Source organism: Paenibacillus sp. UNC499MF, assembly GCF_900107975.1.
Lineage (GTDB): Bacteria > Bacillota > Bacilli > Paenibacillales > NBRC-103111 > Paenibacillus_F.
On record NZ_FNVF01000004.1, the window covers coordinates 40,477 to 53,224 of the forward strand.

16 protein-coding genes are annotated in these 12,748 nt (G+C 48.5%); 11 read left to right on the plus strand and 5 right to left on the minus strand.

The window, feature by feature from the left end; all coding sequences use genetic code 11:
• Window positions 1-37: 37 nt before the first annotated feature.
• Both yycI and C4S74_RS10955 read left to right on the plus strand, forming a co-directional pair.
• Window positions 38-802, plus strand: coding sequence for a two-component system regulatory protein YycI (gene yycI / locus C4S74_RS10950; protein WP_103995371.1), 765 nt, complete (start codon window positions 38-40; stop codon window positions 800-802).
• Between the two features lie 44 nt (window positions 803-846).
• Entirely contained in the window at window positions 847-1,653 is an 807-nt protein-coding gene (locus tag C4S74_RS10955; protein WP_103995372.1) for an MBL fold metallo-hydrolase, read from the plus strand.
• Here C4S74_RS10955 and C4S74_RS10960 read toward each other — a convergent pair.
• Complete coding sequence (locus tag C4S74_RS10960; protein WP_103995373.1) at window positions 1,622-1,834, minus strand: hypothetical protein; 213 nt, start codon at window positions 1,832-1,834, stop codon at window positions 1,622-1,624. The genes C4S74_RS10955 and C4S74_RS10960 overlap by 32 nt on opposite strands.
• Window positions 1,835-2,016: 182 nt before the next feature.
• Here C4S74_RS10960 and C4S74_RS10965 point away from each other — a divergent pair, with 182 nt between their 5' ends.
• From C4S74_RS10965 to C4S74_RS10975, 3 genes are all read left to right on the plus strand, one after another.
• On the plus strand, window positions 2,017-3,255 hold the full coding sequence (locus tag C4S74_RS10965) for a S1C family serine protease (protein ID WP_103995374.1): 1,239 nt from the start codon (window positions 2,017-2,019) through the stop codon (window positions 3,253-3,255).
• 19 nt (window positions 3,256-3,274) lie between these two features.
• The gene (locus C4S74_RS10970; RefSeq protein WP_103995375.1) at window positions 3,275-3,442 is read left to right on the plus strand and encodes a CxxH/CxxC protein; all 168 of its coding nucleotides are present in this window, start codon (window positions 3,275-3,277) and stop codon (window positions 3,440-3,442) included.
• Window positions 3,443-3,626: 184 nt separating this feature from the next.
• On the plus strand, window positions 3,627-4,025 hold the full coding sequence (locus C4S74_RS10975) for a hypothetical protein (RefSeq protein WP_258042453.1): 399 nt from the start codon (window positions 3,627-3,629) through the stop codon (window positions 4,023-4,025).
• 81 nt (window positions 4,026-4,106) lie between these two features.
• Here C4S74_RS10975 and C4S74_RS10980 read toward each other — a convergent pair whose 3' ends face one another.
• The gene (locus C4S74_RS10980) at window positions 4,107-5,633 is read right to left on the minus strand and encodes a gluconokinase (protein ID WP_181024382.1); all 1,527 of its coding nucleotides are present in this window, start codon (window positions 5,631-5,633) and stop codon (window positions 4,107-4,109) included.
• Window positions 5,634-6,049: 416 nt separating this feature from the next.
• Between C4S74_RS10980 and rlmH the strand changes: the two genes are divergently transcribed.
• Both rlmH and C4S74_RS26505 read left to right on the plus strand, forming a co-directional pair.
• Window positions 6,050-6,529: a 23S rRNA (pseudouridine(1915)-N(3))-methyltransferase RlmH gene (gene rlmH / locus C4S74_RS10990; protein ID WP_009673450.1), complete on the plus strand. Its 480-nt coding sequence runs from the start codon at window positions 6,050-6,052 to the stop codon at window positions 6,527-6,529.
• Between the two features lie 129 nt (window positions 6,530-6,658).
• Window positions 6,659-6,832: a hypothetical protein gene (locus C4S74_RS26505; protein ID WP_181024383.1), complete on the plus strand. Its 174-nt coding sequence runs from the start codon at window positions 6,659-6,661 to the stop codon at window positions 6,830-6,832.
• Here the strand turns inward: C4S74_RS26505 and C4S74_RS10995 are convergent.
• A complete protein-coding gene (locus tag C4S74_RS10995; RefSeq protein ID WP_103995379.1) occupies window positions 6,816-7,418 on the minus strand; it encodes a hypothetical protein in 603 nt (200 codons plus the stop codon). The two genes, C4S74_RS26505 and C4S74_RS10995, sit on opposite strands and share 17 nt — an antisense overlap.
• Window positions 7,419-7,653: 235 nt before the next feature.
• Between C4S74_RS10995 and C4S74_RS11000 the strand changes: the two genes are divergently transcribed.
• From C4S74_RS11000 to C4S74_RS11015, 4 genes are read left to right on the plus strand one after another with little or no spacing between them, the layout of a single operon-like run.
• On the plus strand, window positions 7,654-7,899 hold the full coding sequence (locus C4S74_RS11000) for a helix-turn-helix domain-containing protein (RefSeq protein ID WP_103995380.1): 246 nt from the start codon (window positions 7,654-7,656) through the stop codon (window positions 7,897-7,899).
• Window position 7,900: 1 nt separating this feature from the next.
• Window positions 7,901-8,944, plus strand: coding sequence for a DNA cytosine methyltransferase (locus tag C4S74_RS11005; RefSeq protein ID WP_219819052.1), 1,044 nt, complete (start codon window positions 7,901-7,903; stop codon window positions 8,942-8,944).
• Complete coding sequence (locus tag C4S74_RS11010) at window positions 8,945-10,000, plus strand: DUF262 domain-containing protein (protein ID WP_103995382.1); 1,056 nt, start codon at window positions 8,945-8,947, stop codon at window positions 9,998-10,000.
• Window positions 9,993-10,667: an MAE_28990/MAE_18760 family HEPN-like nuclease gene (locus C4S74_RS11015; RefSeq protein WP_103995383.1), complete on the plus strand. Its 675-nt coding sequence runs from the start codon at window positions 9,993-9,995 to the stop codon at window positions 10,665-10,667. The genes C4S74_RS11010 and C4S74_RS11015 overlap by 8 nt, the downstream gene beginning before the upstream one ends.
• 89 nt (window positions 10,668-10,756) lie before the next feature.
• Here C4S74_RS11015 and C4S74_RS11020 read toward each other — a convergent pair whose 3' ends face one another.
• Entirely contained in the window at window positions 10,757-11,500 is a 744-nt protein-coding gene (locus C4S74_RS11020; protein WP_103995384.1) for a hypothetical protein, read from the minus strand.
• A gap of 208 nt (window positions 11,501-11,708) precedes the next feature.
• Window positions 11,709-12,701, minus strand: coding sequence for a recombinase family protein (locus tag C4S74_RS11025; protein WP_103995385.1), 993 nt, complete (start codon window positions 12,699-12,701; stop codon window positions 11,709-11,711).
• Window positions 12,702-12,748: the final 47 nt, after the last annotated feature.

Sequence of the window (12,748 nt, forward strand, 5' to 3'; positions counted from 1 at the left end):
GGACATTTATTATTTTGCGGGAAAGGAGGCTGCGCAGTTGAACTGGGGAAGAGCCAAAACCATTCTGATTCTTTCGTTTTTCTTTCTGAATGTGGTGCTGGGTTATCTCGTATGGACGGGAAAAGCGAAACAGACCGAGCTGGCGACGGATATGACGGGCGTGCTGGAGGAGACGAACAAGCTTTTGAAGGGAAAAAGCATTCAGCTCAGCCACGAGCTGCCAAAGGAAGCGCCTAAGCTTAAGGAAATCACCTTTAAGTTCGTGGAATCTTACCAGCCTAACGTGATCGTCAAGCTGCAGTACCCGTTCAAAATCGCCAGTCTCCTGAACCGGATTTCTCCAAAGGACGATTTTCCGAAAACCGATATTCCCAAGCTCGACGCGTACAAGCACGACCCGATTCTCAGTAAGAAAGGGATGTACGTGCTGAACCAGATGTACAACGATTATCCGATGTTCGACGTACAATTAAAGCTGTATGAAACCGATGCACAAATTACCAGTTACCGGCAGGCGTATGTTGAAGTAGAATCAGGTGGAGAGGACAAGGAGCAGAAGGTTATTCCGGCTTATATTGCGGTGCGCAGTCTGGTTGAGAAGTTTCTGCTCGACGGTTCGGTGATTACGGATGTAAGGCTCGGCTATCATGGACAGCTGTTTGATTCCCAGACGCAGTATATGGTGCCGAATTGGCGTGTCACGATTAACAACGGCGATATTTATTATGTGCATGCTTTTAACGGGGCGGTTGAAATGCAGCCGGCCTCCGCGGAAGATGCAAATGCGGATACTAAAAAGTAATCCTGCCTTCGGGACGGGATTTTACGATAGAGGAGTTAACGCTTATGGGGTTACGATTTACGGTGCTCTCCAGCGGATCTACGGGCAATGCGACCGTTATCTGCGACGGGGAAACGAAGCTGCTGGTAGACGCGGGACTGAGCGCCCGGAGAGTCGAACAGCTCATGAAGGAACGCGAGGTCAGCGGGGATCAGATCGATGCGATTCTGGTGACCCACGAGCATTCCGACCATATCAAGGGCCTGGGGGCCATTGCGCGGAAATATGATCTTCCCGTCTATGCAAATACCAAGACTTGGGAAGCGCTTGATAAACATATCGGAACGATAGCGGAGCCTAAACGACGGATTATGGAGACGGGCACCGAAGAGTATTTCGGGAACATCCGGGTGGAGTCATACGGCATTTCCCACGACGCGGCGGAGCCGGTCGGATACTGCTTCCACTGCGGCGGTCAAAAGCTTGCCATGGCGACGGATCTGGGCTACATGAGCACCAAGGTCAAGGACGTCATCGGGGACTCGGACGCCATTATTCTGGAAGCGAATCACGACATCGAGATGCTGCGGATGGGACGTTACCCGTGGAACATCAAACGCCGGATTCTGAGCGATCTCGGCCACTTGTCCAACGAAGCGGCCGGAGAAGCGCTGCTGGATATTATGACGGCCCGTACGAGAGCCGTGTATATGGCGCATTTGAGCCAAAATCATAACATGATGGATTTAGCCAGGCTTACGCTGAATAGTGTATTAGAAGACCGGGGCGTCTCTCTCAAGGAACGGAATATCCGGCTGATGGACACGTATTTTGACCGTCCTACGAAATGGGAGGAGCTGGGTACGGACTGAAGCTGCTGTCGAGCTTGTCCATCCGGTTCTGAAGTTCCTGCGTGGTCAGCACGCCTTTGTCGATCAGAACGTCGATGAGAGCGGTAAGAATGAGCGAATTGCGGTAGTGATCCTCCTTGAGATCGGCAAGCTTGCCGATGAGCTGGACTTCATCCAGGTGGGTGCGGATACGGTTGTTCATGGAGAGGAGCTCCTTTACGGATTAGTGGGCTTGGGCTTCGTTGATCTAGCATTCTTATAAAATCATTTACTATTATTGTAGGCGGTTTGGTCTCGAAACATTCCTGATCTCTCCGTAAATTTCCTAAAATGAAGTGCAGCATGTGTACAATAATCCGCCGATAGAGCGAGAGGTGTGATCGCGTGAGTTTGTTCGATGACGATTTCTATTCTACGAAGCTGCGCAAGGATCGGCGGAAGCAGGAGGACGGAGGCTGGTCGAGGGGAAAGACTTTCACCTCGGGCAACCGCCCGTCAGCGGGCCTGAGAGGGCTTACAGACCCCCGCAGCCGCACGGTGTGGTTGGCAGGAGGCGCGGGAGCCGCTGTCATGCTGGTCGTCGTCCTGCTCGTGCAGGCGCTTGCCGGGACCGGCAGCGCGAAGCCTGCGGCCTTGTCCGCCCAGCAGATGGAGGACTCCTACAACAACGCTGTCGTTCAGGCCGCGGAGCGGGTGAAGCTGGCCATCGTCAGCATCGTCAATCTGCAGACGAACGACAAGAACGAACTCAAGCAGACGGGCATCGGGTCCGGCATTGTGTTCGAGAAGAACGGCTCGAAGGTAAGAATAGTCACGAACTACCACGTGGTGGACGGAGGCAAGCAGTTCGAGGTTTACACGGCATCCGGCGAGAAGAAGAAAGCCGAGCTGCTCGGCAAGGACCAGATCACGGATCTGGCCGTGCTGGAGACGGACGCGTCGAACTTGACGTCCATCGCGGAATTCGGCGACTCCGGCAGCCTGAAGGCCGGGGAAACCGTCATCGCGCTCGGCAATCCGCTGGGGCTCGGCTTCTCGCCGACCGTCACCAAGGGCATCGTCTCGTCGCCCAAAAGATCCATCCCGATCTCGTTCGCCATGGACGGCCAGTACGACTGGGAGATGGAGCTGATCCAGACGGACGCCTCCATTAACCAGGGTAACAGCGGCGGTGCGCTCGTTAACCTGAACGGCCAGGTCGTCGGCATTAACTCGCTGAAAATCTCCGACATGGGCGTGGAGGGCTTGGGCTTCGCCATCCCGATCAAGGATGCGGAACCTGTGATCCGGTCGCTGATCGACAATCACAAAGTCATCCGCCCGCTGATGGGCGTGTCGACTCAGGAGCTGCAGCTGTTCCAGGGGACGGAAGAGCTCAAGCTGCCCGCGGACGTGAAAAGCGGACTGATCGTCATCGAAGCTTCGGGACCGGCCAAGAGCGCGGGTCTCAAAAGCGAGGACGTGATCGTGGCGCTCAACGGGAAGAAAATCGAGACGACCGTGCAGCTTCGAAAATTTTTGTATAACGAAAGCAAGATAGGGGATAAAATTGAAGTTGCGTATTACCGCGAAGGAAAGAAACAGAAGACCGAGCTGACGCTTGCCGAAGCGGGAGAGAATTAAGGGAAGAAGGGGCCGAGCAATGTATTCCGTCTGTAAAGAGCACCTGGAGCTGGCCATTGACGTATTCGTGGACGAATACGAGGACGCACCGGACATCGTGGATTTGGGCAAAGTGAATTTCGCCGAGTGGGAGCCTCCTGCTCATTGCGCGCATTGCAAAGAAAAACCGCAGTATCTGGTCGTTTGACGATAGGATGTTAGAAAAAAGAGGCCTCTGCACAAGGTTCGCCGAAAGCGAGCTTGGCGCAGAGGTCTTTTTGGTGTGGGGGAGTGTAAAATAAAGCGGCGTAATTTGAGAAAACCTTCAGTTTCCGATAATATAGAATATGGAAATATTTCTTATTAAAGGAAGTGTCAGGTTGAGAACTTTCATGGAAACTTATCATAGAATCATGGTTCCCTCTACCGCGTTTTTTATTTTCGCCCTTGTAGGGGTGGGAATTTTATATTTTAAGCAGGGTGATTCCACGGAGGCTAAACGAAGCGCAAACCGGTATTTGACGGCAGTTATTAAACATAATACGGAGGCGGTTGAAGAGAATGTGGTCTATGATGTACCGCTTACGTCCAGCGAAAGATCAAACTTTAAAAAGTACATTCAGACCAGTGATATGAGAGACTTTGAAATAAAAGAAGCTGTCTTGTCCGAACCCGGCAAGTATGAAATGCGGGTTCTTATCATGAAGGAAACCAGTCAGGAAGAAAGCAGGATTATGGTGGTAAAGGCGGATAGCAGGTGGAAGGTTTTAATTAAAAAGCCCGTCGGATAAACCAAGAGACCGTAAAGACAAAGAAGTTTGTCCTGACGGTCTCTTTACGTTTTTTATGAGGAAAGCCGTTAGAATAATGGCTTATTTGGTGGTCGTGCGGCGCTGGTACTCCGCGATTATCGAGAACTCCTGCTCCAATTTGCGGTAAACGCGGTCGTAGAGATAGTAGAGCTCGATGTACGTCGGCGAAATCTCGATGTTCGGCTCCTGGCGCTCCGTAATCGGGATGAGTTTGTTCACGTCCTCCAGACGCTCCAGTGCGCCTACGGCGTACATGGCGAGCACGACGGCGCCGAAGCTGGAGCTTTCGTGGCTCTTCGGAATGTGCACCGGGTAGCCGAACATGTCGGACATGATCTGGCGCCATTCCGGGGAGCGGGCGAAGCCGCCGGACGCCCGGATTTCCGTTGCCGGACCGGCCAGGTCGCGCAGAGCGATGCCGATGCCGTAGACGGCGAACAGGATGCCTTCGAGCACGGCGCGGATGAAGTGCGGCCGCTTGTGATGGAGGCCGATGCCGAAGAAGCTGCCGCGCGCGTCCGCGTTCCAGTACGGCGCTCTTTCGCCGGAAAGGAACGGCAGGAAGAGCAGGCCTTCGGAGCCCGGTGCGACTTCCTTGGCCGCCGCGATCATAACATCGTACGGGTCGCGGCCCGTGCGGCGGGCTTCCTCGACCTCCGGCCAAGAGAACTCGTCGCGGAACCAGCGGAGCATAAGGCCGCCGTTGCTGGTGGCCCCGCCGATGACCCAGTGATTCTCCGTGAGCGCGTAGCAGAACGTGCGCTCCTTGGCATCGGTCAGCGGCTTGGGCACGACGGTACGGACCGCACCGCTTGTCCCGATCGTGAGCGCGACCACGCCGGGATCAACCGCGCCGACACCGAGGTTGGCAAGCGCTCCGTCGGCCGCGCCGACAACGAAAGCGACCTCGGGATCGAGGCCGAGCAGGTCGGCGAATTCGCGGTTCATGCCGCGCATAATGTGGGTGGTCGGAACGAGCTCGCTGAGCTGATCCTCGCGGATGCCCGCGATGCGTAGAGCGTCGGGGTCCCAGCTCATGGTGTTCAGGTTGAAGAGGCAGGTACCGCCCGCCACCGAATGATCGACCACGTAACGGCCGAAAAATTTGTAGAGAACATATTCCTTGATCGATATGTATTTAACGGCTTTCTCGAAAATATCCGGACGCTCTTCCTTCAGCCACATGATCTTCGGAAGCGGGGTCATCGGATGGATCGGGATGCCGGTTTTATGATAAAGCATGCTGCTCAGATTCTCGTCTTTCAGGCGCTGCACTTGGGCCACACTGCGGTTATCCGCCCAAATGATGCTGTTCATCAGGGGGCGCCCGCCGGCATCCACCGGAATGACGCTGTGCATCGCCGTGCTGAAGCCGATCGCTTCGAGCTGCCTGCCGTCGATGCCTGCGCGCTGAATCGCTTCCTTGATGGATTGAAGCACGGCTTCGAACATCAGGTCCGAGTCCTGCTCCGCCCAGGAAGGCTGCGGTACGGCCAGCGGATAGCCGGCTTCCCCGGCTCCGAGGAGGGTTCCTTTTTCGTTCGTGATGATGGTCTTGGTGCTCGTCGTTCCAATGTCAATTCCCATGAAATAGGTCAATTCTAGTTCACCTCTGCGTCGGTATGGTCGATCTCCTTGCCTCAATGGTCCGTATCTCTATCTTCATTATAAGGCTTATCGGGCAGACTTTCGAAAATGCAGCTCTTTTTTATGTGTCTGGTGGCTGCAAACCGCACTCCAAGAGGTTTTTTTCCGCGGCAGGAGCCCTGCTGGAAACTACCCCCTACTGGCATCATACCTGCTTGGGGGGAAACGTCAAGTGTGTTTTTTTCGGATCGGGCGGCGTGAAAATACGGGAATTGGCCGGGAAGGTGTTTTCCGGGACGGGGCAGGTTGGATTCGGGTTGGAATTGGGCTGGATTCAGGTTGGATTCAGGCGGGATTTGGGGTACAGTAAGGGAAGATTAAGCCATTGACCGGTAAAAAAAGGAGCGACTTCGCACATGCACATCACGATTGCCTCTGTCGGCAAACTGAAAGAGAAATACCTCGTCAACGGAATTGACGAGTACGTCAAGCGCCTTGGCCCGTATGCCAAGGTGCAGCTTGTGGAGGTGCCGGACGAGAAGGCACCGGAGAGCATGAGCCCTGCGGAGGAGCAGCAGGTGCGGGCGAAAGAGGGCGAGCGGCTGCTGGCCAAGCTCGCCCCGGACGCTTACGTCGTGGCGCTGGCCATCGACGGCGAGATGTGGACGAGCGAGCAGTTGGCGGGCTCGCTCGATAAGCTGGCCACCTATGGGCGCAGCCAGGTGGCCTTCGTCATCGGCGGCTCGCTCGGGCTGTCGAGTGAGGTGCTGCGCCGCGCCGACGCGAAGCTGTCGTTCGGGCGCATGACCTTGCCGCACCAGTTGATGCGGCTGGTGCTGGTGGAGCAGGTTTATCGGGCGTTTAAGATAAACCGGGGGGAGCCTTATCATAAGTGACGGCGAAAAATTTTTAACGAAATGGAGTGGATGAGCCCTTGCCACTTCCACTTGTACCATTGAAAATACCAGAGTATTGGACGGTTGTATGGAATCACTTTTCTCAATCGCAACCGGAGAACTTCATAAATGAAAGATAAGGTTTATGAAGATGAATTTCAAGAAGATATTTTCTATTATAGAAATGAAGATAAGCGAAGAATTTTGGACTTGGGATGGTATCCTCAACATAATCTAAAAATAAAAAGCTCCGTCCCAAAAGGGGATCGAAGCTTGATTAATGAAGTTATAATTCATTTTTAATAATTTCGTCAATCGTGTTGTATTTGTTATCTTCATTTTTATATTCAGCGTAAATGTAATTGAGGTTTTCATCTTTTGTGCTCAAAAGTTTCTTTAAGGCAGACTCCACATCATTCTGAGCATTCTTTATTGTTGCGGAAACTTCCTCTAACTCTGGAACGCTTAACTCATCCAATGTTTTGGCTAACGAATCGCCAAAATTGGTACTTACTAGCTTACCGTTAATTTTAATGTGTTGAAAAATAAATCCTTCGGGCTGGCTATTTCCAACTAATTCAACAATAAATGTTTTGTATACATCTTTTTCCTTTACGGCTATGGTAAAACCTTCATCCGCGGTAATGATTTCGATTCCAGTACCGTCAATATAAAATCTGTGGCTTGTTGGCTTACTGTACTTTAAGCCCGCATTTTGGAGAAAGTTTTGAACATCTTGTAGTGCTACATTCGATAGGCAAAGAGAAGACCTTGCGCCAAATTCTTCGCACTTTGAATTGTAATCTGCTACGTTAGCTTTAATGCTTGATAACAATTCCTGTTTCATCAAGCCCTCGTTTTGAAGTTGCATAATGTCATCTATATTCATGTGTTTAGCCCCCATTCGAAAATTCCACTGTTTCCAATATATCACAAATCAAAAGAGTTAGTCCATGTGTACAACATGGTTTTACGTTTCCTTACGGCTGATGCCGCTGGAGTAGTTGTATCGAGCGATTAGATAAATTCGGGGAGCTGTTCGATATGTAACGGCGAAAAAAAGTTACTTATTGTCTGTTGACTTATTGTCTGAAAAATGGTGTAGTTTGTATTGGGTGATGGTAATGAGTTTACAGCATATTTTCGCTGTCAATTTAAAAAGATATCGGACGTTGAAAGGTATTTCCCAGGAGGATTTTGCTGCAAAGGCAGGACTCCATAGGACATATATAAGTGCAGTAGAAAGAGAAAAGCGCAGTATTGCACTGGACAACATAGAAAAGATTGCACATGCTCTGGAGATTGATGCGTATTTACTATTCGTAGATAAAACCTCTCATGGACATATGCTTTATAAGGAGGGGGTTTAAATTGAATTGTGTTGCTGTAGATTTATTTTGCGGAATTGGTGGCCTGACGCATGGATTGATTCAATCAGGGATGCGTGTTAGCGCTGGTATTGACATAGATGCAACATGTCGATATGCATATGAGACAAACAATCAAGCTAATTTTGTTCAAGCAGATATCGCCCAATTGCCTTCAAGTGAACTGTCAAAACTTTATCCAAAAGAGGCGATTAAGGTTTTAGTTGGCTGTGCACCATGCCAACCATTTTCCAAATATACACAAAGATATCGTAAGGAAGGACACGTTGGCGACAAGTGGAAACTTCTTTATGCTTTCATAGATAAGATAAGGGACATAGAACCCGAAATAGTATCAATGGAAAATGTACCTGAGTTAGCAACTGAAGAGGTTTTTCAAGATTTTAGGACTTCACTTTCTGAAATGGGTTACTCTATCTGGTGGGGTATTATTTTTTGTCCAGACTATGGTGTGCCTCAGACTAGAAAAAGATTAGTATTACTAGCATCTCGGTTAGGGGATATATCCCTTATTGCGCCACAGTATACACCAGAGACTTACCTAACTGTAAGGGATTCAATAGGCAATTTACCAGCGATAAATGCAGGGGATTCTTTAGATGAAGACCCGTTACATTGTTCTTCTAAACTATCTCCAATAAATCTTGTCCGAATAATACAATCACGGCAGGGTGGAACGTGGCGAGATTGGGAAGAATCCTTACAATTAAGCTGTCACAAAAAAGAAACGGGTACCACTTATCCATCTGTCTATGGTCGAATGTCTTGGGACGAACCAGCACCAACGATCACTACTCAGTTTTATGGATATGGTAATGGGCGTTTCGGTCATCCAGAACAAAATAGGGCTTTGTCTATTCGTGAAGGCGCGATGCTTCAGTCTTTTCCTAGGGATTACGCTTTTTTACCGGAGGGATCACGCGTAAGTAAAAAGGCGCTGGGGATACATATAGGGAACGCAGTTCCAGTGAATCTTGGGCGTGCAATAGGCGAAAGCATCCAATCTCATATCAAAGAGGTTATGTAAATGGCTAAAAAAGAAGATAGAGTAATTTCGTTCGAAGAAAAGCAAGCGGCTGATATCCAACTAAAAGCATTGCAGAAACAAATCGAGTATGATACCAAAGACTATCCTGTTGAATTAATCGTGTCCAAGTTCGATAAAAAGGAATTTTTTATTCCAGAATATCAGAGGGATTTTGTTTGGAAGGAGTCGAACAAGGCTTCGTTTATTGAATCTGTGCTTCTCGGACTTCCGATCCCGTTCATGTTTTTTGGGGATTGCGAAGATGGAAGGATGGAAATCATTGATGGAGCACAGCGGGTACAAACGCTTGTCGCGTTTACTCAAGGACAATTAGCTCTTGCCTCGCTCCCTAAACTGACGAGTTTGAAGGGGTTTGTGTTTTCTGATTTATCAGAAGCACAACAGCGACGCTTCTTAAATAAAACAATGCGCGTTATTATACTTGATGAATCCACACCAAATAATATTCGTCAGGATATCTTTAATCGAATAAACACTTCAGGAATAAAGGCAAATGAATCAGAAGTTCGTCGCGGCTCATATCCTGGCAAACTGACGAATTTTATTGATACATGTGCTAAAGATGAATTGTTTATTCAGTTATGTCCTGTTACTGAAAGCCAACGTAATAGGCACGAAAGATTTGAACTTTTGCTACGCTTCTTTGCGTATGTTAATAGCTATCAATCGTTTGATCACAGGGTAGCTGATTTTTTAGATGAATACTTGATTGCCCATCAGAATGATTTTGATGAACAACAATATTTGATTGATTTCAATAGAACTTTACAATTTGTTTCCAAGCATTTCCCGTGCGGTTTTGCAAAGAAGAAAACCGCTAGAACTACACCGCGTGTTCGATTCGAAGCTCTTTCTGTTGGAGTAGCCCTGGCTCTAAGACTTAATCCAAATTTACAAGTTGATTCAATTGATTGGATTAATTCGAAACGATTTCAACAATTAACAACTTCTGACGCTAGTAATAACCAAGGAAAATTAAAGGAACGGGTTGAATTTGTAAGAGATCAATTGTTGAAGGATGCTAGAGATGAATAATACATTTACTCTTTTTGATGACAGGAAGCAGGAGATCCAATTCTACTATTCAATAATGGTTGAGATTGATAATGATAGCCCAGATATAAAAACCATCGATAACGGGCGATTTCTGAGGATTTTGAAATCGAACTTTCTTCTCATGCTCTATAATTTTGTGGAAGCATGTGTAGTCAGTGGTATGGTGGAAATATATGAAAAGTTAAAAAACAGTGGTAGTAGTTATGGCGAGCTTATAAGTGAAATTCGCTCGATTTGGTCTAATTATGAAATTGGAAAAGTTTACTCGAATCTTGCAGGGAAAGCTGCATACGAAGATCGGGTTCAAGTAATAATAAATCATGTCATAGACAGTCAACCAATTTCACTTAAAAAAGAAGCGCTAGGTATAAGTGGAAATCTTGATGCGAGAGCTATTAAAAATCTTTGTGATAAGCATCGAATTAGGTATACAGCCTCTGATAATAATGGTTGCCTTAGAACTGTAAAAGAAAAACGAAATAATCTTGCTCATGGAGATGAATCTTTTGGGGATTGCGCTAGAGACATGTCCGTAGTAGATTTGGAACATATCAAAGATGAAGTTATTGGCTTTATAAGTGGTATATTAGACGGAATGAAAGAGTATTACGATAACAGACGATATTTATTTAGTAACATGGCGTGATATTCTTGTCCAGCCTCCAAACACGCTCCACCCAGCCAAAACAAGCTAAACCAAAGGAGAACGTCCATCACAGGCGTTCTCCTTTTCCGTCACGCATTATCTTCCATTGCCTCTCTTGCCACTTGCTGCGCATAGGCTTCACCCAAGCCAATGGATTCGTAATACTCCCGCGTCGCCGTTTCCATAAGCTCGATCACAGCATCATGCTGCTCCATAGGGACAAACTGTAGAATCGCCGCTACGATGGCCTGTTCGCGCGCAGCCTCACGTAGCTTAATCTCCTCCAGCCCATAGTGCGTATAGCCGCCAGTGCTGCCATTGGTCAGCTTCTGTTTCATCTCCATAGCCTTTATGGCGGTTGCTGGACTGATCACATCCATCCTGCTCAACGTGTCGAAGCCCTTCTGAATTACTTCATCTAGTAGCTCCATGTCGTGCCTGATACGCTTCGCAGACTCTTGATCCATCGTTTCAGCCATGATGTTCTTGGCTCTCGCCCGATCTTCAGCACGATTCTGCTTGCTCTGTTCGCCACCCTTCTTCGCAGCGTCCTCCAGTGCCTTCCTCAATGAATCCTCGGTCTTCGGCTGAAGTAGCTCATCGGTGAGGTTGTTCACCACAGCTTGCTTGCGCTGCTTCATGTAAGTGTACATGGTTGGTAGACTGATCGGGAACCCATTCTTGTTACACCATTCCACCAGTTCCTTCGCAGGTGTCTCATCATCAATCATCTTATCCAGGAGTGGGCGTTTCCTCCATTCCAATAGTGCTATAATCTTTCCAGGCGTGGACTTGTTGCCACCACCGCCTTTACCACCTTTCTTGGTTGCCATCCCATTCACCCCACGTTATTTGAAACTGTATGCACCGTAATATACGCCCTTAGCTCATAAACCTTTACAATTTAGGGTGGCCAACTTTAACAGCACATGCGTCACAGTCAGTGCGAATGATGAGTTACTTTCTGCACGCTTCTCCCATAAAAACAAATGCTCACCCTATAAGCGTTAGGTGAGCAGATTTGAAAGCCTTTTCATAATTTCAGATGGCGATTTCGATTTTCCCCCGCTTCCTTGCTTGCTTACGTTGGAGGGAATCCTCCGCTGATACTGCGACAGGAGAATCGGAAAAGTAGAATTCCACGTTTTCATCGAAGCTCAGTTCAATGGTCTTGATCTTCTTGCTTGTATCCAGTGTGATTCGCTTGATAAACAGGTGTAGCAACGTTTTTCGCTGTTCGAATGGTGCAGCGGTGAGCACTTGGTGGAATCCAGTAATCAACTGGTGCACCTGTTCAAAAACGACAGGAGAGGTATTGTAGTCGGTTAGTTCAAGCTCCAGCCGAGACTTCTCCGCGTGTTCGGGTTGCGAGTCGGTGGTTAATTTTGTCATGGCTTTTAGAATGAGGTCTTTGGACAATACCCGCACTAACCGATTCATCACTTCTTCTTCGGCCTCCTGTTTTCGAATGCTATTGGCGGAGCACACGCTGCTCCCCTTACTCCGAAAGGCTCCACACGAGTAATACAGGCGATTCACAATTTCTCCAGCTTTTGTTTTGCTCCGGGTACGACTGGCGACCATCGCCGCGCCACACTTCGGACAGCGAATCAGCCCGGATAGCAGGAACTCACCGTCAAAGATACGAGATGGCGTGAACGTTTTCTTTTGGAGAAGGAGCTGGACTTTTTCCCATAACGCATCATGAATAATGGCTTCGTGCTTTCCATCGGCAATAATCGGTTCTTCGCTCTTACCTCGCCTTCGCTTGTTGCTCCAGTTCTCGTAGCGGTTATACCGAATTTTGCCGTTATAGAACGGGTTATGCAGGATTTCTTTAATGGCTGTCGTGGAGAAGGTATTACCTGTCTTCGTTTTGTAGCCAGTGTGGTTAAGCTCGTTCGCAATGCTCTTTAATCCGCGCCAAGTGGCGTATAGCTCGAATATCTTGTGGATGATGATGGCTTCGACTTCCACGACTACGATAGAAAATTGGTGTTCTCTAGGGTAGAAGCGAATAAATGCTACAGGCATCGCCAACTTTGGTCTCTGATTGATACTTAATTGCGATCAAAACCCCG

What these genes read in the sequence shown, in the direction of transcription:
- C4S74_RS10955 (WP_103995372.1), top strand. Translation starts at nt 847, where the DNA reads ATGGGGTTACGATTTACGGTGCTCTCCAGCGGATCTACGGGCAATGCG.
- C4S74_RS10960 (WP_103995373.1), bottom strand. Translation starts at nt 1,834, where the DNA reads ATGAACAACCGTATCCGCACCCACCTGGATGAAGTCCAGCTCATCGGC.
- C4S74_RS10970 (WP_103995375.1), top strand. Translation starts at nt 3,275, where the DNA reads ATGTATTCCGTCTGTAAAGAGCACCTGGAGCTGGCCATTGACGTATTC.
- C4S74_RS10975 (WP_258042453.1), top strand. Translation starts at nt 3,627, where the DNA reads ATGGAAACTTATCATAGAATCATGGTTCCCTCTACCGCGTTTTTTATT.
- C4S74_RS10980 (WP_181024382.1), bottom strand. Translation starts at nt 5,633, where the DNA reads ATGGGAATTGACATTGGAACGACGAGCACCAAGACCATCATCACGAAC.
- rlmH (WP_009673450.1), top strand. Translation starts at nt 6,050, where the DNA reads ATGCACATCACGATTGCCTCTGTCGGCAAACTGAAAGAGAAATACCTC.
- C4S74_RS26505 (WP_181024383.1), top strand. Translation starts at nt 6,659, where the DNA reads ATGAAAGATAAGGTTTATGAAGATGAATTTCAAGAAGATATTTTCTAT.
- C4S74_RS10995 (WP_103995379.1), bottom strand. Translation starts at nt 7,418, where the DNA reads ATGAATATAGATGACATTATGCAACTTCAAAACGAGGGCTTGATGAAA.
- C4S74_RS11000 (WP_103995380.1), top strand. Translation starts at nt 7,654, where the DNA reads ATGAGTTTACAGCATATTTTCGCTGTCAATTTAAAAAGATATCGGACG.
- C4S74_RS11010 (WP_103995382.1), top strand. Translation starts at nt 8,945, where the DNA reads ATGGCTAAAAAAGAAGATAGAGTAATTTCGTTCGAAGAAAAGCAAGCG.
- C4S74_RS11015 (WP_103995383.1), top strand. Translation starts at nt 9,993, where the DNA reads ATGAATAATACATTTACTCTTTTTGATGACAGGAAGCAGGAGATCCAA.
- C4S74_RS11020 (WP_103995384.1), bottom strand. Translation starts at nt 11,500, where the DNA reads ATGGCAACCAAGAAAGGTGGTAAAGGCGGTGGTGGCAACAAGTCCACG.
- C4S74_RS11025 (WP_103995385.1), bottom strand. Translation starts at nt 12,701, where the DNA reads ATGCCTGTAGCATTTATTCGCTTCTACCCTAGAGAACACCAATTTTCT.